This window comes from Nocardioides ureilyticus, assembly GCF_051280745.1.
Classification (GTDB): Bacteria; Actinomycetota; Actinomycetes; order Propionibacteriales; family Nocardioidaceae; genus Nocardioides.
The window spans coordinates 1-19,607 of record NZ_JBNCOG010000032.1 but is presented as its reverse complement, the minus strand read 5'-3'; the positions used below and the strand labels follow the sequence as shown (position 1 = coordinate 19,607).

The 19,607-nt window shown below is 71.8% G+C and carries 22 protein-coding genes; 19 read left to right on the top strand and 3 right to left on the bottom strand.

Annotation, left to right across the window (positions count from 1 at the left end; genetic code table 11):
* Positions 1–61 precede the first annotated feature (61 nt).
* The 13 genes from ACSMHG_RS15815 (at position 62) to ACSMHG_RS15755 (ending at position 10,404) form a co-directional block, all read left to right on the top strand.
* Positions 62–379: a flagellar FlbD family protein gene (locus ACSMHG_RS15815; RefSeq protein WP_435746829.1), complete on the top strand. Its 318-nt coding sequence runs from the start codon at positions 62–64 to the stop codon at positions 377–379.
* Positions 379–1,146, top strand: a complete 768-nt coding sequence (locus ACSMHG_RS15810) for a motility protein A (RefSeq protein WP_435746827.1) — start codon at positions 379–381, stop codon at positions 1,144–1,146. Before ACSMHG_RS15815 ends, ACSMHG_RS15810 begins: the two co-directional genes overlap by 1 nt.
* A gap of 1 nt (position 1,147) precedes the next feature.
* A complete protein-coding gene (locus ACSMHG_RS15805; RefSeq protein ID WP_435746825.1) occupies positions 1,148–2,008 on the top strand; it encodes a flagellar motor protein MotB in 861 nt (286 codons plus the stop codon).
* A complete protein-coding gene (locus tag ACSMHG_RS15800) occupies positions 2,005–2,439 on the top strand; it encodes a flagellar basal body-associated FliL family protein (RefSeq protein WP_435746823.1) in 435 nt (144 codons plus the stop codon). Before ACSMHG_RS15805 ends, ACSMHG_RS15800 begins: the two co-directional genes overlap by 4 nt.
* A 135-nt stretch (positions 2,440–2,574) precedes the next feature.
* Complete coding sequence (locus ACSMHG_RS15795) at positions 2,575–3,540, top strand: flagellar motor switch protein FliM (RefSeq protein ID WP_435746821.1); 966 nt, start codon at positions 2,575–2,577, stop codon at positions 3,538–3,540.
* Positions 3,537–4,406: a flagellar motor switch protein FliN gene (gene fliN, locus ACSMHG_RS15790; protein WP_435746819.1), complete on the top strand. Its 870-nt coding sequence runs from the start codon at positions 3,537–3,539 to the stop codon at positions 4,404–4,406. Before ACSMHG_RS15795 ends, fliN begins: the two co-directional genes overlap by 4 nt.
* 7 nt (positions 4,407–4,413) lie before the next feature.
* On the top strand, positions 4,414–4,953 hold the full coding sequence (locus tag ACSMHG_RS15785) for a FliO/MopB family protein (protein ID WP_435746817.1): 540 nt from the start codon (positions 4,414–4,416) through the stop codon (positions 4,951–4,953).
* Positions 4,950–5,801 (top strand): flagellar type III secretion system pore protein FliP, encoded by an 852-nt coding sequence (fliP, locus tag ACSMHG_RS15780; protein ID WP_435746815.1) that lies wholly within the window; start codon positions 4,950–4,952, stop codon positions 5,799–5,801. The genes ACSMHG_RS15785 and fliP overlap by 4 nt, the downstream gene beginning before the upstream one ends.
* Positions 5,798–6,067, top strand: a complete 270-nt coding sequence (locus ACSMHG_RS15775; RefSeq protein WP_435746813.1) for a flagellar biosynthetic protein FliQ — start codon at positions 5,798–5,800, stop codon at positions 6,065–6,067. Before fliP ends, ACSMHG_RS15775 begins: the two co-directional genes overlap by 4 nt.
* Positions 6,068–6,080: 13 nt before the next feature.
* On the top strand, positions 6,081–6,848 hold the full coding sequence (locus ACSMHG_RS15770; protein ID WP_435746811.1) for a flagellar biosynthetic protein FliR: 768 nt from the start codon (positions 6,081–6,083) through the stop codon (positions 6,846–6,848).
* Positions 6,845–7,990: an EscU/YscU/HrcU family type III secretion system export apparatus switch protein gene (locus tag ACSMHG_RS15765; protein ID WP_435746809.1), complete on the top strand. Its 1,146-nt coding sequence runs from the start codon at positions 6,845–6,847 to the stop codon at positions 7,988–7,990. The genes ACSMHG_RS15770 and ACSMHG_RS15765 overlap by 4 nt, the downstream gene beginning before the upstream one ends.
* Positions 7,991–8,077: 87 nt before the next feature.
* Positions 8,078–10,129, top strand: a complete 2,052-nt coding sequence (gene flhA / locus ACSMHG_RS15760; protein WP_435746807.1) for a flagellar biosynthesis protein FlhA — start codon at positions 8,078–8,080, stop codon at positions 10,127–10,129.
* Entirely contained in the window at positions 10,126–10,404 is a 279-nt protein-coding gene (locus tag ACSMHG_RS15755) for a hypothetical protein (RefSeq protein ID WP_435746805.1), read from the top strand. Before flhA ends, ACSMHG_RS15755 begins: the two co-directional genes overlap by 4 nt.
* A 43-nt stretch (positions 10,405–10,447) precedes the next feature.
* Here ACSMHG_RS15755 and ACSMHG_RS15750 read toward each other — a convergent pair whose 3' ends face one another.
* Positions 10,448–10,876 carry a CoA-binding protein gene (locus tag ACSMHG_RS15750; protein ID WP_435746803.1) on the bottom strand — a complete coding sequence of 143 codons (429 nt, stop codon included), beginning with the start codon at positions 10,874–10,876 and terminating at the stop codon, positions 10,448–10,450.
* A gap of 114 nt (positions 10,877–10,990) precedes the next feature.
* Between ACSMHG_RS15750 and ACSMHG_RS15745 the strand changes: the two genes are divergently transcribed.
* Entirely contained in the window at positions 10,991–11,833 is an 843-nt protein-coding gene (locus tag ACSMHG_RS15745; RefSeq protein WP_435746801.1) for a hypothetical protein, read from the top strand.
* 153 nt (positions 11,834–11,986) lie between these two features.
* Positions 11,987–12,541, top strand: a complete 555-nt coding sequence (gene dps, locus ACSMHG_RS15740; RefSeq protein ID WP_435746799.1) for a DNA starvation/stationary phase protection protein Dps — start codon at positions 11,987–11,989, stop codon at positions 12,539–12,541.
* A gap of 133 nt (positions 12,542–12,674) precedes the next feature.
* Here the strand turns inward: dps and ACSMHG_RS15735 are convergent, their stop codons facing one another.
* Together ACSMHG_RS15735 and ACSMHG_RS15730 are read right to left on the bottom strand one after the other, a co-directional pair.
* Positions 12,675–13,553, bottom strand: a complete 879-nt coding sequence (locus ACSMHG_RS15735) for a crotonase/enoyl-CoA hydratase family protein (RefSeq protein WP_435746797.1) — start codon at positions 13,551–13,553, stop codon at positions 12,675–12,677.
* Positions 13,550–14,800: an LCP family protein gene (locus tag ACSMHG_RS15730; RefSeq protein WP_435746795.1), complete on the bottom strand. Its 1,251-nt coding sequence runs from the start codon at positions 14,798–14,800 to the stop codon at positions 13,550–13,552. The genes ACSMHG_RS15735 and ACSMHG_RS15730 overlap by 4 nt, the downstream gene beginning before the upstream one ends.
* Positions 14,801–15,037: 237 nt before the next feature.
* On the opposite strand from ACSMHG_RS15730, the gene ACSMHG_RS15725 reads away from it, so the two are divergent.
* From ACSMHG_RS15725 to glf, 4 genes are all read left to right on the top strand, one after another.
* On the top strand, positions 15,038–16,516 hold the full coding sequence (locus ACSMHG_RS15725; RefSeq protein WP_435746793.1) for an LCP family protein: 1,479 nt from the start codon (positions 15,038–15,040) through the stop codon (positions 16,514–16,516).
* A gap of 57 nt (positions 16,517–16,573) precedes the next feature.
* The gene (locus ACSMHG_RS15720; protein WP_435746791.1) at positions 16,574–17,515 is read left to right on the top strand and encodes a glycosyltransferase family 2 protein; all 942 of its coding nucleotides are present in this window, start codon (positions 16,574–16,576) and stop codon (positions 17,513–17,515) included.
* The gene (locus tag ACSMHG_RS15715) at positions 17,515–18,516 is read left to right on the top strand and encodes a glycosyltransferase family 2 protein (protein WP_435746789.1); all 1,002 of its coding nucleotides are present in this window, start codon (positions 17,515–17,517) and stop codon (positions 18,514–18,516) included. The genes ACSMHG_RS15720 and ACSMHG_RS15715 overlap by 1 nt, the downstream gene beginning before the upstream one ends.
* Before the next feature lie 6 nt (positions 18,517–18,522).
* The coding region (gene glf / locus ACSMHG_RS15710; protein ID WP_435746787.1) for a UDP-galactopyranose mutase at positions 18,523–19,607 on the top strand (1,085 nt) is incomplete at its 3' end.

Here is a 19,607-nt window from a genome sequence, read left to right as displayed (position 1 = left end):
ATCAAGTCTTCGGTGGCCACGGATGGCTACTGCCACGAACGCACTAAGGATGGTGCACCGCATGATTTCGTTGACCCGACTCTCGGGCGCAGAACTGGTCCTCAACTCGGACCTGATCGAGCGCGTCGACAAGACGCCGGACACCGTCATCACCCTGACCACCGGCGCGAAGTACGTCGTGGTGGAGAGCCTCCCGGCCGTGGTGGCCAGCGTGCGCCTCCACCGGGCCGAGATCATCGCGCTGAGCGAGGTGGTCCGGGTGAGCCCGGAGGAGCTCCAGCACGAACCGTTCGTCGGACGCCCGGAGGGTGCCCGCGAGCGGCCCCTCGCCACGGTGACCGCCCACCCGTCGGTCGTCCCCGGCCGGGGTGAGGGCTGATGGACGCCGCCACCTCCGCCGGCGTCGGCGGCGCCTTCGCCGTCATCATCACCGTCAACATCCTCGAGGGCGGCAACCCGATGAGCATGCTGCTGCTGCCGCCGATGCTGCTCGTCTTCGGGGCGACGCTGCTGGTCTCGGTGGCCGGCGGCACCGTCGCCGACGCGAAGAGCTCGGTCGTCGCGCTCAAGCGGGCGTTCCTCGGGTCGGTCCCGCAAGCAGGCGACGTCGTCCCGACCGTCGTCTCCCTGGCCGACAAGGCACGTCGGGAGGGGCTGCTCGCCCTGGAGGACGCCACCCGCGACCTCGACGACCCGTTCCTCGTCAAGGGCGTCACCCTGGCGATCGACGGCAACGACCCCGACGAGGTCCGCGAGATCCTCGAGTCGGAGGTGATCGCGAAGCGCAAGGTCGACAAGCAGGCCGCGAAGCTCTTCGCCGACGCCGGCGCCTACGCGCCGACCATCGGCATCGTCGGCACGGTGATGGGTCTCGTCCACGTGCTGGAGAATCTCGACAAGCCGGAGACGCTCGGTCACTCGATCGCCGCGGCCTTCCTCGCCACCCTGTGGGGCGTGCTGTCGGCCAACGTGATGTGGCTCCCCATCGCGGCCAAGCTCAAGCGGCTGAGCGAGCTGGAGGCGGGGCGCATGGAGCTGGTCATCGAGGGCGTCGCGGCGATCCAGGCCGGCTCCAACCCGCGGGTCGTCCAGCACAAGCTCGTCGCGCTGCTGCCGGCCGACCAACAGCCGGCGGAGGCGGCCTGACATGGCCGGCCGCAAGCGGCACGTCGAGCACGAGGAGCACGAGAACCACGAGCGGTGGCTGGTCACCTACGCCGACATGGTCACGCTGCTCATGGTCCTCTTCATCGTGCTCTTCGCGATGGGCCAGACCGACGCGGAGAAGTTCAAGGCGCTCAAGGCCAGCCTCGCCGTGGGCTTCGGCCAGGAGTCGACCGTGCTCACCGGCAGCTCCTCGCTGCTGCCGGAGGCGGGAACCGCTGCGGTCGCCCAGGTCGCGCCGGCCTCGATGCGGCCGGTCGCGGAGGAGCCCGCGGGGATCGATGCGACGGTGCGGACCCGCAACGAGGCCCAGCGTGAGCTCTCCCGCCTGCGCGGCGTCGAGGACCGGATCCGCAAGGCACTGGCGGCCCAGGGCCTCACCAGCGACGTGCGGATGTCGTACGACGGCCGCGGGCTCGTGGTGAGCCTGGTCTCGCGCCACGTGGTCTTCCGGTCCGACCTCGCCACCCTCTCGGCGCGTGGCGGCGAGGTGGTCGACGTCGTGGGCCGGGTGCTGGCCAGGGTTCCCGACCGCCTCGAGATCGCCGGCAACACCAACCAGGTCGACGTGCGACCGGCCTACTACGACACCGACTGGGACTTGTCGGCCGCCCGCGCCGTGACCGTCCTCCGGCGGCTGGAGGAGAAGCTCGGCCTGGCGACCGACCGGCTGGCCGTGGCCGCCTACGGCCACACCCGTCCTCTGCTCGACCCCAGCCGCCCGGGCTCGCAGGCGGTGAACAAGCGCGTCGACATCGTCGTGCTCTCGCCGGCGGACCCGAGCGTCCGCGAGCTGCTGCCCGACCTCGCCCGCCTCACCCCCGCTCCTGGAGATCTCCGATGACCACCACCGCCCTGCCCACCGCGACCGCCGCCGAGGAGACGCCCGCCAAGGGTGGGAAGAAGAAGCTGATGATCATCGTGGTGGCGCTGCTGCTCCTCGGCGGCGCCGGCTACTGGTTCTTCCTGCGCCCGACGGGCGAGGCGGAGCCGGTGCCCGGGGAGGTCCTGGTGATGGACCCCGTGCAGGTGAACCTCGCCGACGGTCACTACCTCAGCGTCGGCATCGCCCTGCAATTCGTCGAGGGAGCGGCCCACCCCGACGGCAGCCAGGCGCTCGACACGACGATCGACCTGTTCAGCGGACGGGACGCCACCGAGCTGGTCCGCAGCAAGACCCGGCACGAGCTCAAGGAGGAGCTGGTCACCGAGCTGGAGCACCGCTACCACGGAGAGGTCCTGGACGTGTACTTCACCCAGTTCGTGACCCAGTGATGACCCAGTGACGGCGCGGTAGCGCCTGGCGCCGGCGACGCTCCCTGACCTCAGGGGAGCGTCGGCCGCGGCGTCCGTGGAAACCGGTCTGGACAATTGCCTCAGGTCCGGGCACGCCGTACCGATGGGTCCGGCGTGAGCACGCCCCCCATCGCAGCCGAGCGCCCCGCCGCGCCGTCGGCCGTCCGACCGCGCCGCCGCACGCGCTCAGCGGAGGAGCGGGCGGTGCCGTACGACTTCAGCCGCCCCCTGCAGCTCAGCCGCGAGCACCAGCGGATGCTGCAGGTGGCCTTCGACGGCTTCGCCCGACAGGTGACCACGGTCTTCACCTCCATGCTGCGCAGCGTGTGCCAGGTGACGCTGAGCGCCATCGACCAGCGCACGTACGCCGAGTACATCCAGTCGCTGCCCGGCACGACGTACCTGACCATGTTCAGCGCCGACCCCGTCGCCGGTCGCGGCATCCTGGAGATGCCGCTTCCCTCGGTGATGTCCTGCATCGACCACATGCTCGGCGGGCCCGGATCGGCCCGCCAGCCGCAGCGTCCCCTCACGGAGATCGAGAGCGGCGTCGTCGGCGGGCTGATGGATCGCCTCTTCGGCGAGATGCGCTACTCCCTGGGCTCGATCGTCCAGCTCGAGCCGACACTCGTCGGTGTCGAGTACAGCCCGCAGTTCGCCCAGGCGGCGGGTGCGTCGGACGTCATGGTCGTCGTGGAGCTCGAGCTGCGGATCGACGAGCAGGTGCACCGGATGACGGTCTGCCTGCCGTTCGTCGGCCTGCTGCCGCACCTGACCGCCGCCGCCGCTCCGGCGCCGGTGTCAGGTCGCGAGCGCGCTCAGCGCGCCCAGGCCGCGGAGCTGCTGCGCCAGCAGTTCGAGGAGGTGCCGGTCGACGTCGCCGTCCGGTGCCGAGCCACCTCGCTCACGCCCCAGGTCTTCGCCGACCTCCGGCCGGGCGACGTCATCCGGCTCAGCCACCCCGCCGCTGCACCGCTCGACGTCGCCGTCGACGGCACCGTCTTCGCCCACGCCACCGCCGGCACCCAGGGCACCCGCCTGGCTGCCCTCATCGTCGCCACTCCGAAGGATGCCTCGTGACCACCTCCCAGCACCTCGACCCGTCCGCCCTCGCCCTGGCCGTGGCCGCCGCCGCTGCTGCGGTGATGCCCGCCGCCGACGAGCTGGAGGCCGGCGGCGTCCAGCCGGGAACCCCGGAGGTGACCGGCCTCTTCGTCGGTGCCGTCGTCGCCGACCTCGGTGGTCCCGGTGGGGGCGTCATCGGCCTGCTGGTGGCGGAGGACCTGGTCGCCGCCCTGGAGTCCAGCCCCATCGGTGGCCTCGACCTGCCGGCCGCCGTGCAGCCCGCGCTGGACGCCGCGGCCACCGCGCTCGGCGCCACCGCCGGTGCCGCCCGCCAGGTCGACCGGGACCAGGTCGTCGCGACGGTGCTCGGCGGCTCGGACGCCGGCTTCACGGTGGTTCCCCTCGTCGGCGAGTCCATCGAGGCCGCCGTGCTGCTCGCGGACCGCACGCTCGCGGCCCACCTGGCCGGCGGCCCCGCCGTGCCCGCCGCCACCGCCGTGCCGACCGGCCCGACGGTCGACACGACCGGCGCTCCGGTGCCGGCCGACCTCACGTCGCCGCTGGTGGCCGGGGCCACCGCAGCGGGCGTGCCGCCGGTGGTCGGTGCCACGGTGCCCGCGGCCGGCGCCGCACGGCGCGGCATCGAGATGCTGAACGACGTCGACATGGAGGTGACCGTCGAGCTCGGCCGCACCCGGATGACGCTGCGTGACCTGCTGGCCCTGAGCCCGGGCCACGTCCTCGAGCTCGACCGCGCGGCCGGGAGCCCGGCCGACCTGCTGGTCAACGGGCACCTCATCGCACGGGGCGAGGTCGTCGTGATCGACGAGGACTTCGGCCTGCGGGTGACCGAGATCCTCGAGACTGCCGCGGCGAGCTGATCCGGCCGTGGTCGAGCTGCTCCTGCGGCTGGCGTTCTCGCTCGCCGCCGTCCTCGGGCTGATGATGGTCATCGCCCGGATCGCCCAACGCCGGGTCAGCGGCCGGAAGGGCGCCCCGCTCTCCGTGCTGCACCGCCAGGCCGTCGGCCGGCACGCGTCGGTCGCCGTCGTCTCGGTCGGCAGCAGGCTGCTGGTGCTCGGCGTCACCGACCACCAGGTCCAGATGATCACCGAGCTGGCGCCCGACGACCTCCCGGCCGACGACGAGACCACGGGCGACCCGGTCGACGCGGCCGACCCGGCTGCTTCGCCGGCCGCCTCCGTCAGGACCGTCCCGGCGGCCGGCCCCTGCCCGGTCCCGACGGCCGTGGCGGCCTTCGGCGCCGACGTGGAAGCACCCGTCACCGGGCCGTCCTTCCGCGCCGTCCTGCGCCAGGAGACCGCTCGGGCGGCGACCGTCCCGGCCGACGGACCGCTGGCCGGGTCCCTGCTGTCGCCGACGACCTGGCGACGTGCGGCGCACGCCGTCCGCGGTTCCGCGTCGTGAGCGCCCTCCGACGCCTCCTCGCGGTCACCGCCCTCGCCGTCCTGCTCGGCGTCGCCCTCAGCGTGCTGCTGCCGGCCGGCGTCGCCGAGGCGGCCGGCTCGCCGGCGCCCGTCGCCTCGGCCGACCACGTCGTGCTGGCCGCGGAGGGCCCCGCGGGTCCTCGAGGGCCCGGCGGCACCGGAGACACCTCGGTCACCGTCGACCTCGAGGGCCTGACCGACAAGCCCGGCACCTCGGTCGCCGTGCTGCTCGCGCTCACCCTGCTCTCGTTGCTGCCGGCGATCGTGCTGACCTGCACCAGCTTCACCAAGATCCTCATCGTCCTGGGGCTGACCCGCAACGCGCTCGGCCTGCAGCAGACGCCGCCCAACCAGGTCCTCGCGGGGCTGGCACTCTTCCTCAGCCTCTTCATCATGGCGCCGGTGCTCTCCGACATCAACGAGGCCGGGGTGCAGCCCTACCTCGACGGCCAGAAGAGCAGCACGGAGGCCTGGGACGACGGCATCGACCCGCTCCGCTCCTTCATGCTCGGCCAGACCGACGACGAGGAGCTCGAGCTGCTCACCAACGTCGCCGACCGGGAGCTGCCCGAGACCCGGGAGGACGTGCCGATGTCGACGCTCGTCCCGGCGTTCATCCTCAGCGAGCTCGAGCAGGCCTTCATCATCGGCTTCATCATCTTCATCCCGTTCCTCGTCATCGACATCGTCGTGAGCGGGGCGCTGATGGCGCTGGGCATGATGATGATGCCCCCGGCGATGGTCTCCCTGCCCTTCAAGCTGCTGCTGTTCGTGCTGGTCAACGGATGGAGCCTGGTGATCACGGCTCTGGTGGGGAGCTACGGATGACCGACACCGAGATCATCGGGATCGCCATGCAGACCATGGTGGTCGCGCTCAAGCTCTCCGCGCCCATCCTCGTGACCTCGCTGGTCATCGGCTTCGCCATCTCGCTGTTCCAGTCGATGACCCAGATCCAGGAGTTCACCCTCGCCTTCGTGCCGAAGGTGGTCGGGGTCGGCATCGCGCTGGTGGTGAGCGGCAACTGGATGCTGCACACGCTGGTCAACTTCACCGAGCAGCTGTACCGCCAGATCCCGGCCCTGCTCGGGTGAGCGGGGACCCGCGATGACCCTCACCGTCGACGGCGAGCCGCTGCTCACCTTCCTCATCGCCTCGATCCGGATCGTCGCGTGGATCGCCGTCGTCCAGCCGTTCTCCTCCCGCACGGTGCCGTCGATGGCGAAGGTGGTGCTCGCGCTCGGTCTCGCGTTCGCCGTCTCGCCCTCGCTGGCCGGGACCGCCGTGCCCGTGGACACCGTGGGACTGCTGCTCACGATCGTCACGCAGGTGGTCCTCGGCCTGGCGATGGGGTACGTCACGTCGCTGCTGTTCTCCGCCGTCGCCGCCGCGGGCGGGCTCATCGACGTCTTCGGCGGGTTCTCGCTGGCCCAGGCCTTCGACCCGTTGGGCATGAACGCCAGCACGGTGCTCGGCAACCTCCACCAGTGGCTCGCCACGGTGCTGCTCTTCGTGAGCGGTGGCTACCTGATCGTCATCGGCGGCCTGCTGCGCACCTTCTCGGCAGTCCCCATCGGGCAGAGCCCCGAGCTGCCCGGGGGAGTGGCGGTGCTCACCTCCGTCTTCGAGTTCTTCTTCATCACCGCCGTCCAGATCGCGCTCCCGATGGCCGCGGTCCTCTTCATCAGCGACCTCGGGCTCGCACTGCTGACCAAGGTCGCGCCGCAGCTGAACGCGATCAACGTCGTGTTCCCGGCCAAGATCGGGCTCACGCTGATGCTGGTCGGCCTCTCCTTCCCCGTCCTGCCCGGCGTCGTCGACAAGATCGTCGAGCGGACGCTCGAGGCGATGGCGGCCATGGTGGGGGCGACGTGAGCGACGACAAGTCCGAGAAGCCGACACCCAAGCGTCTCAAGGAGGCGCGCAAGGAGGGGCAGGTCGCCCGCACCCAGGAGCTCGGCGCCTGGTCGGCGATGCTGCTGGTCTCGATCGCCCTCCCACCGCTGCTCCGGCGGCAGGTGGACGCCTTGATCGCGCTCTTCGAGCGCTGCCTGCGGTCGGCCGAGGACGCCGACGTCCCCCTCGCGCTGGAGCTGCTCAGCCAGGCGGGTGGCCACGTGCTGGTGACCATCGTGGTCCTCGGGCTCGGCGTGATGGTGATCGGTGTCGCCGGAGCCCTGGCCCAGGGCGGGTTCTTCCTGGCGACCAAGACGGTGCAGCCGAACCTGAAGAAGCTCGACCCCATCAAGGGGTTCAAGCGGATCTTCGGCCCGCAGTCCTGGTGGGAAGGGGCCAAGATGCTGATCAAGTGCTCCCTGGTCGCGGGGGTGGTCTGGCTCAGCGTCGACGCGATGCTGCCCCTGCTCGGTGGCCTGGTGCCGATCGGTGTCGTGCTCACCATCGTGGGCGACGAGGCCTACGCCATGCTCCGCAACGTCTCCGTGGCGGGCCTGGTGATGGCCGCGGCCGACTACGCGATGCAGCGGCGCCGGGTGGGCAAGCAGACCCGGATGAGCAAGGACGAGGTCAAGCGCGAGCACAAGCAGTCCGAGGGCGACCCCTTGGTCAAGAGCGCGATCCGGTCCAAGCAGCTCGCGGCCTCGCGCAACCGGATGCTCGCCGACGTGCCGACGGCCGACGTGGTGCTGGTGAATCCGACCCACGTCGCGGTCGCGCTCCGGTACGACGCGTCCTCGGGGGCACCACGGGTCGTGGCCCGAGGCGCCGGGCTGGTCGCGCAGCGGATCCGCGAGACGGCCGCGGAGCACGACGTGCCCCTGGTCCGCGACGTCCCGCTCGCCCGTGCCCTCTACGGCGCCACCGAGGTCGGCCGGGAGATCCCGGCCGAGCTCTTCGCAGCGGTGGCGCAGGTGCTCGCGTTCGTGATCAGCCGACGCTCCCGCGGCCACCTGGGCGGGGAGCACGGCACGCCCCGCGTGGGCGCGGAGCTCCCGCCGGTGCTCGCCGGGCGACGCCGCCCGCGGAACCCCTCAGGCGAGGCGCTCGCCGGCCGATAGGGAGCTCGCAGGCCCGGGACCAGGATGGTCCCTCTCATCCTCCGCGCCAGGGACGGCGCCGCGAACGGCTCGAGGAGCACACCCGCGTTGTCCCTGAAGCGCCTGACCCAGCTGGGCGTCCCGCTCGGCATCGTGCTGATCGTGGTGATGCTCGTCATCCCGCTGCCGGCCGTCGTGCTGGACCTCCTCATCGCGCTCAACATCACGGGCGCGCTGCTCATCCTGCTCACGGCGATGTTCGTGTCCCGGCCGCTGGACTTCGCGGCCTTCCCGGCCGTGCTCCTGGTGATGACGCTGTTCCGACTGGCGCTCAACGTGAGCGCCACCCGGCTGGTGCTGCTCGACGGCTACGCCGGCAAGGTGATCGACACCTTCGGCCACTTCGTCGTGGGTGGCTCGCTCATCGTCGGCATGATCATCTTCGCCATCCTGCTCGTCATCCAGTTCGTGGTGATCACCAACGGTGCCGGCCGCGTGGCGGAGGTCGGGGCGCGCTTCACCCTCGACGCGATGCCGGGCAAGCAGATGGCCATCGACGCCGACCTCAACAGCGGCCTCATCGACGAGGAGCAGGCGCGGCAACGCCGTGCCGACGTCCACGCCGAGGCCGACTTCTACGGTGCGATGGACGGTGCCTCGAAGTTCGTCAAGGGCGACGCCATCGCGGCCATCGTCATCACGCTGGTGAACCTCCTCGGTGGCTTCGCCGTCGGCATGATGCAACGCGGCATGTCCGCCGGCGACGCCGTGCAGACCTACAGCCTGCTCTCCGTCGGTGACGGCCTCGTCTCCCAGATCCCGGCGCTGCTGCTCTCGGTGGCGACCGGCCTGGTGGTCACCCGCGGTGCCGGCGACGAGGACATGGGCTCGGAGATCATCCACCAGCTGACCCGGCAGAAGACGCCGCTGCGCGTGGCCGGTGGGTCGGCCCTCGCCCTGTGCCTCATCCCCGGGATGCCGAAGATCCCGTTCCTCCTCGCCGGTGGGGCCTTCCTGCTCGTCTCCGCCAGGATCGACGAGCCGGGGAAGGCTGGGGAGGCGGAGGAGACGCCGCAGCTCGCCGCCGCTCCGCCCGCCGACACCCCCGAGCTGCTCGCGGCGGAGATCCAGCTCGACCCGTTGAGCCTCGAGCTCTCCGCCGACCTCATCGACCTGGTCGACCGGGACCAGGGCGGCGACCTCCTCGAGCGCGTCAAGGCGCTGCGCCGCAAGGTGGCCCTCGAGACGGGCGTCCTCATCCCGCCGGTCCGCACCCGCGACAACCTCGAGCTGCCGCCGCGGACCTACGTCATCAAGCTGTTCGGCATCGAGGTGGCGCGGGGCGAGGCCCCGCGCGGCACGGTCCTGGCGATCGGTGACCACCTCTCGACGCTCCCCGGGGAGGTGACCCGCGAGCCGGTGTTCGGGCTCGAGGCCAAGTGGATCCCCGCGGAGCTCGCGCACCAGGCGGAGATCGGCGGCGCCACGGTGGTCGAGCGCACGGCCGTGATGACCACGCACCTCTCCGACGTCGTCTCCACCCACGCGAGCCGGCTCCTCGGCCGGGAGGACGTGAAGCTGCTGACCGACGTGGTCAAGCGCTCGCACCCGGCGGTGGTCGAGGAGCTGACGCCGACGCTGCTCACCCTGGGCCAGGTCCAGCGGGTGCTCCAGTCGCTGCTCGACGAGGGCGTGACGATCCGCGACCTCGTCCGCATCTACGAGGCGCTGTCGCTGCGGGCGGCCGAGACCAAGAACCACGAGATCCTCGTCGAGGCGGCCCGGACCGCCCTGGGGCCGGCCGTGGTGGCCCCGCACGTGCGGGACGGGGTGGTCCACGTCCTCAGCCTGGACCCCCGCCTGGAGCAGCAGATGCTCGAGTCGATGCGGCCCAGTGACGAGGGCGGCGTGATCCTCCTCGACCCGATGGTCGCTCAGGCGATGGTCACCCACCTGGGCCAGCTGTTGGTGGATGCCGAGAACGCCGACATCCGCCCGGTGCTGGTCTGCGCGCCGCAGATCCGGCCCGCGCTGCGCCGGTTGCTGCGACAGGCGGTGGAGCGGCTGCCCGTCCTCTCCTACCCCGAGCTGGTGGGCGCGACCCAGGTCCGCTCGGTCGGCGTCGTGTCCGGCGAGGCGATGCTGGAGGCGGGCTCGTGAAGCTGCTGTCCGCCCCCGTGCTCGGCGCCGCCGCCCTCGTGACCGCGCCGGCCCTGTGGTCGGCCCTGGTGACGGGCGGGATGCCGGCCGAGACGGCCGCGGTGCGGTTCGCCGTGGTGGTGGTCCTGGGCTGGGCCGCCCTGTCGCTCGTGGCGATGGTGGTCGGCCCGCCGCCGGCCCCGCCCACGCCCCAGCCGGCTGCGCCGGCGTCCGACGGTGACACCGTGGCGTTCCCGGCCGTCGACGCGTCCGGGGAGCCCGCGGGGAGCCGCTGAACGGCGACGCTCGACGGGCCGCTCGACGCTGGACGGGGGACCGTCAGCGGCGGCGCCACTCGATGGCCGGACAGGTGTCCATCACCATCGGCACGCCCGCTCCGGTGGTCCGCTCGAAGGCCGCCTCGTCGACCACGCCGAGCTGGAACCACACCGCCTTGGCGCCCACGGCCACCGCCTGGTCGGCGAACTCGCCGGCCGCCTCGGAGCGGCGGAAGACGTCGACGACGTCGATGGGGAACGGCACGTCGGCGAGGGTCGGGAAGCCCCGCTCACCCAGGACCGTCTCGGCCGACGGGTGGACCGGCACGACCCGCTTCCCGCGCTGCTGGAGCAACGCGGCGATCTGGTACGCCGTGCGGCTCGGGTCGGGGGAGAGGCCGACCACGGCCCACGTGTGGCAGTCCTCCAACATGAAGCGGATCGCCTCCGGGTCCTGCCAGCTGCTCGTCGCGGTGGTCATGGCTGCCATCAAAGCACCCTCTGGTTGCGCCAATCCGCTGCGACCTGGGTCACACCCGACCTAGGTTGAGCGCTGGTCGCTGCAGGGAGGCAGCGCCGACCGCTCTTGGGAGGGAGCATCTCCATGTCCATCTCTGCTGTTTCCAAGCGTCTCGCCGCCACGGGCGTCGCGACCGCACTCGCCACCGGCGCCCTCGTCTCCGGCACGACGGGCACCTCGTCCGCCGCCGTCTCCGGCGGCGCCACCTACACCTGCACGGTGCCGCTGCTGAACGTCCCCGTCGACGTGCCGCTCTCCATCTCGGCGGACGCCCTGCCGACGGAGGTCCTCGCGGACTTCGGCGTGCCCGGTGGCCTGCTGCCCGTCGGCGGCGGCCTGGAGGTCGGCGGCCTGCTCGGGCTGCTCTCCGCCGTCCCGGGGGTGACCCAGCTGGGCGCCAAGCTGGACGGCTTCGCCATGCTGCTCGGGAACGTCCCGGTCCCGGTGCCGCTCGAGGCCCCCGTCGGCGAGCTGAACCCGCTCGCAGCCGTCACCGGGAACGTCGGTGCGTTCAAGACCCCGGCGAAGGCCGGTGCCTACGACATCTCGCTGCCGGACGCGTTCAGCCTCGTCCCGCTCGGCCTGCCCATCCCGCTCGACGCGCTCCCGTGCGCGCTGAAGGACGGCCAGGACCCGAAGGTCGGCACCGTCGACGTCACGAAGCAGAGCGCCGACCTGCGGGTCGTGAGGGCCGTCAAGAAGGGCAAGGCGGCGAAGGTCGTCGCCCAGGTCGTCCGCCAGGACAGCAGCAAGGCCGCCGGCAAGGTCGCCGCCTTCGTCAAGGGCACGAAGGTCGCCAGCAAGCAGCTCAAGGCCGGCAGGGCGAACCTGAAGGTGAAGAACCTCAAGGGCGCCTCGAAGGTCGTCGTGAAGTACCTCGGCAACAGCTCGACCAAGGCCGCCAAGAAGAGCGTGAAGCTCCGGTGACCTGAGGAACATCGCTCCATCGACGACCGCCCGCTGGGCCCAGCACCCGGCGGGCGGTCGTCGCCGTTTCCCAGCAGTGCGACCAGCAAGTGCGACCAGCAAGTGTGACCGGCCCCGCGGTTCCTCCGTCGGGGTGGTGGGTACGGGGCGCACATGGCTACCAACAGCAAGCTCCGATACACCGTCCCCGGCATGAGCGAGTCCGACGCCGAGCGCGTCGTCGAGCTGCTGCAGGGCCGGCTCGATGCCGCCAACGACCTGCACCTGACGCTCAAGCACATCCACTGGAACGTCGTCGGTCCGCACTTCATCGCCGTCCACGAGATGCTCGACCCCCAGGTCGAGGCGGTGCGTGGCTTCGCCGACGACCTCGCCGAGCGCATCGCCACCCTCGGCGGCTCGCCCTGCGGCACGCCGGGCCGTCTGGTGGAGAACCGCTCCTGGCAGGAGTACAGCATCGGCCGCGCGACGACCCAGGAGCACCTGGGCGCGCTCGACCTCGTCTACCAGGGCGTGATCGAGAGCTACCGCAAGGGCATCACGGAGCTCGAGGAGCTCGACCCGGTCACCCAGGACATGTTCATCGCGCAGACCAACGACCTCGAGCTGTTCCACTGGTTCATCCGGGCACACCTCGAGGACAAGGGCGGCAACCTCAGCACCGCCGGCGCGGCCTCCGAGGAGGAGGCAGCGCGCGCCGCGCGCTGACCCGCGCGCTGACTGACGCGTTGACTCAGCAGACACCCCGCGAGGGGACGTAGCCCCACGGCAGCCACGGCCGGGGTGCGGACGAGGGTCCGCACCCCGGCTGGCGTGCGTCCGGACGCCTCGGCTGGTCCGGTCAGGAGATCTCGGGCAGCTCCGAGGCCCTGCCGGTGAACTCCGGCCGGCGCTTCTCGCGGAAGGCCGCGACCCCCTCCTTGCCGTCGCCGATCGAGGTCCAGTACATCGCCAGGGAGTCGGACAGGTGGGCCTCGAGCGGGTCGCTCGCCGCAGACCCGCGGTAGAGCAGCTGCTTGGCCAGCCCGAGCGCCACGGGTGACCGGCCGTCGACGAAGGAACGCGCGAGCTGCTGCGCGGCCGGCAGCAGGTCCTCGGGCTCGTGCACCGACCGGAGCAGCCGGCCGGCGAGGGCCTGGTCGGCGGTGAGCACGTCCGCGGAGTACACCCACTCCAGCGCCTGCTGGATGCCCACGATGCGGGGGAGGAACCACGACGAGGCGGCCTCCGGCACGATGCCGAGCCGCCCGAAGACGAACCCGATCCGCGCCGCGGTCGACGCCAGGCGCAGGTCCATCGCGAGCGTCATGGTGGCGCCGATCCCGACGGCCGGCCCGTTGATCGCGGCGATGACCGGCTTGGGCAGCGCGTGGATCGCCAAGGTGACCTTGCCACCGGTGTCCCGCACGCCCTCGTCGTACGGCGACCGGTGGTACGCCGCCCGGAACTCCTCCGCCGTCGGCCGGATGCTCTCGTCGAGGCCGAAGACGTTGCCGTCGGCGGAGAGGTCCATGCCCGCGCAGAACGCCCGGCCGGCCCCGGTCACGACCACGGCCCGCACCTCGTCGGCTCGGGCGTCGGTGCGGAAGACCTCCTCGAGCTCGCGCGCCATCGTGACGCTGAACGCGTTGAGGTGGTCGGGGCGGTGCAGGGTCAGCGTCGCCACGCCGTGCTCGTCGACGTCCCAGAGCAGGGTCTCGTAACGGTCGGCAGAGGTCATCCGGTCACTTCCTTCGGCAGCCCGGTGGGCGTGCACAGCTGTCGGGGGATGGAGTCGGTGTCGTCCTCGATGATGGCCTGGAACATCCGCGGCGCCCGCTCGGAGTCCCAGGTCACGGCGAGGTCGGAGATCGGGACCCCGCAGGTCAGCCCCGCGTCGCCGTTCACCCGGGTCATCGCGAGGGCCCACATCGCCGCCCGGACGGGCCCGGTGTTCTCGCCGAAGGCGAAGAAGCCCGGGACCGAGGTCATCAGGTTCCAGTAGCGGAACGGGTTCAGCACCGTCCACGGCGAGAGGACCTCGCGGCCGACCGCGGAGACCACCTCGCGCTGCGCCTGGGCGCGCTGGGTGTCACCGAACCGCTCGTAGGTCTTCCGTGAGCGTGCGTACCCGAGGGCGGTCGGGCCGTCCACCTCCTGGCAGCCGGCCTCGATGTCGAGCTTGGCCTGCGGATCGACCATCGCCTCGTCGGGGCAGATCTCGATGCCGCCGACCGCGTCGACGACGCCCGCGAGCCCGCCCATGCCGATCTCGACGTAGTGGTCGATGCGGATGCCGGTCGCGTCCTCGATGGTGCGGGTCAGCAGCCGGGGGCCGCCGAAGGCGTAGGCGGCGTTGATCTTGCTGGTGCCGTGCCCGGGGATGTCGATGGTGGAGTCGCGGGGGATCGACATGAGCAGGTTGGGGCCCGAGCCGGTGTGCAGCAGCATGATCGTGTCGGTGCGCTGGCCCTCCGCGCCGCCGGTGCCGAGCCGGCGTCGTTCGGCGGGGGAGAGGTCGCTGCGCGAGTCGCTGCCGACCAGCAGGTACGTCGTGCCGGGCTGCTCGGGCGGGCGGTTGTCGCGCGGCTCGAAGTCGACCTTCTCCACGTCGTTCCAGGCCAGCACCGGCACCACGACGAGGTAGGCCAGCCAGGCGAGGAGCAGGAGCAGCACCCAGCGCGCACGCGGCCGGGGGAAGCGCCGCGACCGCCTCGGTGGCCGGCCCGGCGCGGCGGGTGGTGGGGCGGGCGATCGAGGGGGCGGGGCGCCGGGTCCACGCGGCGGCTGGCTCGCGGCCGGGGTGCGTGGTCGGGCACCGTCGCGGGGCTGCACCGGCATGACCCGGGTCTCCTCGGGGCGCGGCTCGCGCGCGCCGCCGCGGTCCTTGCCGTAGAGCCAGCCGTACGGCGCGTCCTGCCCGCCGGCTCGGCCGCTGTCGTGGGGCCGCCCGTCCTCGGGACCGCCGTTCCGGGGACGATCTGCCATGGGCCTGACGCTACCGTGCAGCGGTTCCGGGGCCGCGGACGAGGAACCCTCGCGTGGCTGTCCGGTGGCTGTCCGCCCGCCGTCCGCCGCGTTCCGGCGCGTCGCACCCGCCTGTGACGGCTGTGACTGGTGATACTGACGTGCAGCACTGACCTTCCCCTTCAGTACTCACCGCAGTATCACTCGCAGACTCACTCGCAGACTCACCGCAGCACCAGCAACAGAGAGGCACGATCGATGCCACCCGTCTCTTCCCCCGGGTTGCTCGATGGCACCGGCGCGCTGCGCACCTCGGTCGAGGAGCGCGCGGCACGCGTGCGGTTCCGCCGAGCGATGGCCCTCATGGTGATGACCCTCCTGGCGCCCGGATCGGCGCAGCTCGTGGCGGGCAACCGGCGCGTCGGGCTGGTCGCCTTCTGTCTCTGGCTCGGACTGCTGGTGACCGGGTTCGTCGCGCTGGTGGTCGCGCTCGTGGTCGCGCTGGTCCACCGCGAGTGGATCTTCTCGATGGTCTCCAACCCCAGCCTCCTGCTGGTGCTCCGTCTCGGGCTCATCGCCGCGGCCGTCGGCTGGGCCGCCCTCTTCATGGACGCCTGGCGGATCGGTCAGCCGCTCAGCCTCCGCCTGACGCACCGGCGCGCGGTCGTCGGCGTCAACGGCTTCCTCTGCCTGTCGGTGATGGGCACCCTGCTCTTCGGGGCCCACGTCGTCGGCGTGGCCCGCGACGGGATCCTCACGATGTTCGGCTCCGACGAGGTCGTCGGCGCCCACGACGGCCGGTTCAACGTGCTGCTGCTCGGCGGCGACTCCGGCGAGGGCCGCTGGGGGCTGCGGCCCGACTCGCTCACCGTCGCCTCGATCGACGCCGAGACCGGCCGCACGGTGCTGATCGGCCTGCCGCGCAACATGTCCTCGTTCCCGTTCCGCGACGGCTCTCCGATGGCGGAGGAGTTCCCCGACGGCTTCGACTGCGACGGCTGCTACCTCAACGGCGTCAGCACCTGGGCGCAGGACCACGAGGAGCTCTTCCCCGGCTCGGAGGACCCCGGCGTCGAGGCGACGATCGCCGCCGTCGAGGGCATCACCGACCTGGAGATCAACTACTGGGCGATGGTCAACCTCGAGGGCTTCAAGGACCTGGTCGACGCCGTCGGAGGCGTGACGCTCAACGTCCGCCAGCCGATCCCGGTCGGCCTCCCGCACGAGGCGCACTTCCACTACATCGACGCCGGCGTCCGGAAGCTCGACGGGCACGACACCCTCTGGTACGCCCGGGCCCGCGAGGGCTCCGACGACTACTCGCGGATGGCGCGCCAGAAGTGCGTCATGAACGCCATGCTGCAGCAGGTGAGCCCGCAGGTCGTCGTGCGCAACTTCGAGAAGATCGCCCAGGCGTCCACCGCGATGGTCTCCACCAACCTGCCGGCCTCCGAGCTCGACACCTTCATGGACCTCGCGCTCAAGGCCCGGGGGCAGAAGGTCTCGACCCTCTCGCTCGTCCCGCCGATGATCCAGACCGCCGACCCCGACATCCCGCTCGTGCACCGCAAGGTCGAGCAGGCGATCGAGCAGGCCGAGGGCGGTGGCACCAAGGCGGCCGGCGGCACCGGGCGGAAGCCCAAGGCCACGCCCGACGCGGTCACCGGCGGCTCGATCGGCTCCCTGTCGGAGGGGTACGCCGCGAACCAGGCCGAGGACCTCGGCGCCGCTTGCTGAGCGTGCACGCGCCTGCGGGCGCGGGCACCGGGCGGGCCGGTCCCTAAGGTGTACGCCGTGCCTGATGATCACCCTCGCGTCGTCGCCGTCGTGGTGACCTTCAACCGGTTGCCGCTGCTCCAGCGGCTGCTGGAGCGGCTCGACGGCACCGAGGAGCTGGCCGAGGTGCTGGTCGTCGACAACGCCTCGAGCGACGGGACGGGCGAGTGGCTGGCCGGCCTCACCGACCGCCAGGTGCCCGACGACCACCCGAGCACGCCGGTGGTCGGACGCACCCTGGCCGAGAACGTGGGCGGTGCCGGCGGCTTCCACGAGGGGCTGGCCTGGGCGCTCGAGCGCGGGGCCGACCTGGTCTGGCTGATGGACGACGACGGCCTGCCCGAGCCCGACTGCCTCGGCACGCTGCTGCCCTGGCGGGACCGGCTCGACTTCTGGGGGCCCGTGGTGGTCGACGAGGACCGCCCCGAGCGGCTGGTCTTCCCCATCCGGCTGCCGGGCGGCACCCGCGTGGTCCACGAGATGACCGACGTCGTCGCCGCGGCGACCGACGGCGTGATCCGCGACGTGGTGATCCCGTTCAACGGCGTGCTGCTCACCCGCGCGCTGGTCGAGCGGATCGGCCTGCCGCGGGAGGAGTTCTTCATCTGGGGCGACGACCACGAGTACCGGCTGCGGGCCGAGCGGGCGGGTGGCCGGGTCGCCACGGTGGTGGGGGCTCGGGTGCACCACCCGAGCGTCGGGGAGCTGGGCAGCCCGATGCTGGGTGGCCGGACGACGTACAACCACAGCCCGAGCGACCTCAAGCACTACTGCATGGCGCGCAACAACCTGCTCAACCTCCGCGAGTACCGCGGCTGGCCCCACGCGCTGGCCTTCGTCGCCAAGACCGTGTGGTTCTACGCCGTCACCCGGCCGCAGCCGGGTCGCCTGCTGCTGAGCGTGCGGGCGTGGCGCGCCGCCCTGCGCGGGGACTTCACCGGCCACCGGAGGTATCTCTGATGGTCTCGACAGGCTCGACCAGCGACGGCTCGACCAGCGACGGCTCGACCAGCGACGGCTCGGTCAGCGACGGCTCGGTCAGCGACGGCTCGGCCGGCGGCGGCCGCGAGAGCGTCGCGGTGGTCGTGGTGACCTACAACCGCGCCGACCTGCTCGACCGGATGCTCGACGGGCTGGGGGCCCTGACCACCCCGCCCGACGCCGTGCTCGTCATCGACAACGCCAGCACCGACCACACCGCCGCGCTGCTCGCCGGGCGCACCGACCCGTGGCTGCGGGTGACCCGGACCGAGGAGAACCTCGGCGGTGCGGGCGGGTTCTCCCTCGGCGTACGACAGGCGTGGGACGGCGGCTTCGACCGGATCTGGCTGATGGACGACGACGTCGTGCCGGCGCCCGACTGCCTCGACGTGCTGCTCGCGCAGGACGAGGACTGCCTGATGGCGGTGCGCGAGGACCGGGCGGGCCGGCTGTGCGAAAAGGCGGCGACCCGGTTCGACCTGACCAACCCGCTGGCGGTGAAGCCCAAGACCGCCATGGTCGAGACCGACTGGGGCACCCGGGCGGCGATGCCGGAGCGGGTCGAGCTGGAGAACGTCGCGTTCGAGGGGTTCATGGTCCGCCGGGCGGTCGTGGCGGCGATCGGCCTGCCCGACCCGTCGTTCTTCATCTTCTACGACGACGTCGACTACGCCATGCGCGCCCGGCGCGCCGGCTTCCGGATCTGGGCGGTCCGCGACGCGGTGCTGGTGCGGCAGCTCGACTTCGACCAGCAGCACGACCTGGCGGGGTGGAAGGGGTTCTACATGTACCGCAACCTCTTCGCCGTCCACCTGCGCTACGGCGAGAGCCCGCTGGTGCGGCTGAAGCCGTGGCTCATCGCGCTCGCGGTGGTCGCGCTCAGCCCGCTGCGCGGCGGCCGGGCCGAGGCCCGCAACGTGGTCCGTGCGGTGCTCGCGGCGCGTGCGATGCGGACCCCTCCGCCGCTCTCCGTAGACTGACCGACCGTGTCCTCCACCAACGCTGCCTCCTCCGGGGGTCCCGACCTCGTCGTCGTCGGGTCGGGCTTCTTCGGCCTGACCGTCGCGGAGCGCTGCGCCACCGAGCTCGGCCTGAAGGTGCTCGTGGTGGAGCGCCGCAGCCACCTCGGCGGCAATGCCTACTCCGAGATCGACCCGGAGACCGGGATCGAGGTGCACGTCTACGGCACCCACCTCTTCCACACCTCCAACACGAAGGTCTGGGAGTACGTCAACCGGTTCACCGACTTCACCGGCTACCAGCACCGGGTCTTCGCCAAGTACCAGGGGCAGGTCTACTCCTTCCCGATGAACCTGGGCCTGATCAACCAGTTCTTCGGGAGGTCCCACACCCCCGACGAGGCCCGCGCGCTGATCGCCGAGCAGGCCAGCGAGATCGCGACCGCGGACGCCACGAACCTCGAGGAGAAGGCGATCTCCCTGATCGGCCGCCCGCTCTACGAGGCGTTCGTCAAGGGCTACACCGCCAAGCAGTGGCAGACCGACCCCAAGGAGCTGAGCGCGGACATCATCACCCGCCTGCCGGTCCGCTACACCTTCGACAACCGGTACTTCAACGACACCTACGAGGGCCTGCCCGTCGACGGCTACACGGCCTGGCTGGAGCGGATGGCCGAGCACCCGAACATCGAGGTGCGCCTCGACACCGACTTCCTGGACCCGGACGCCGGCCTCGTCGAGCAGTACAAGGGCAAGGTCCCGATCGTCTACACGGGCCCCGTCGACGAGTACTTCGGCCACTCCGAGGGCCGCCTCTCGTGGCGGACCATCGACCTCGAGCGCGAGACCGTCGACGTCGACGACTACCAGGGCACCGGCGTGGTCAACGCCAACGACGAGGACGTGCCGTGGACGCGGGTGCTGGAGTTCAAGCACCTGCACCCCGAGCGGACCTACCTGCCGGGCAAGTCGATCGTCGTCCACGAGTACTCCCGCTTCGCCGAGGAGGGCGACGAGCCGTACTACCCGGTCAACACCGCGGCCGACCGGGAGAAGCTGCTCCGCTACCGGGAGCTGGCCAAGAAGGAGCCGCTGGTCCTCTTCGGCGGACG

Bases quoted from the DNA above. Each gene is read 5' to 3' on its own strand.
- ACSMHG_RS15725 (WP_435746793.1), top strand. From the start codon at position 15,038: ATGCCACCCGTCTCTTCCCCCGGGTTGCTCGATGGCACCGGCGCGCTG.
- ACSMHG_RS15800 (WP_435746823.1), top strand. From the start codon at position 2,005: ATGACCACCACCGCCCTGCCCACCGCGACCGCCGCCGAGGAGACGCCC.
- ACSMHG_RS15735 (WP_435746797.1), bottom strand. From the start codon at position 13,553: ATGACCTCTGCCGACCGTTACGAGACCCTGCTCTGGGACGTCGACGAG.
- ACSMHG_RS15750 (WP_435746803.1), bottom strand. From the start codon at position 10,876: ATGGCAGCCATGACCACCGCGACGAGCAGCTGGCAGGACCCGGAGGCG.
- ACSMHG_RS15770 (WP_435746811.1), top strand. From the start codon at position 6,081: ATGACCCTCACCGTCGACGGCGAGCCGCTGCTCACCTTCCTCATCGCC.
- ACSMHG_RS15745 (WP_435746801.1), top strand. From the start codon at position 10,991: ATGTCCATCTCTGCTGTTTCCAAGCGTCTCGCCGCCACGGGCGTCGCG.
- ACSMHG_RS15805 (WP_435746825.1), top strand. From the start codon at position 1,148: ATGGCCGGCCGCAAGCGGCACGTCGAGCACGAGGAGCACGAGAACCAC.
- ACSMHG_RS15810 (WP_435746827.1), top strand. From the start codon at position 379: ATGGACGCCGCCACCTCCGCCGGCGTCGGCGGCGCCTTCGCCGTCATC.
- ACSMHG_RS15815 (WP_435746829.1), top strand. From the start codon at position 62: ATGATTTCGTTGACCCGACTCTCGGGCGCAGAACTGGTCCTCAACTCG.
- ACSMHG_RS15775 (WP_435746813.1), top strand. From the start codon at position 5,798: ATGACCGACACCGAGATCATCGGGATCGCCATGCAGACCATGGTGGTC.
- ACSMHG_RS15715 (WP_435746789.1), top strand. From the start codon at position 17,515: ATGGTCTCGACAGGCTCGACCAGCGACGGCTCGACCAGCGACGGCTCG.
- ACSMHG_RS15730 (WP_435746795.1), bottom strand. From the start codon at position 14,800: ATGGCAGATCGTCCCCGGAACGGCGGTCCCGAGGACGGGCGGCCCCAC.
- dps (WP_435746799.1), top strand. From the start codon at position 11,987: ATGGCTACCAACAGCAAGCTCCGATACACCGTCCCCGGCATGAGCGAG.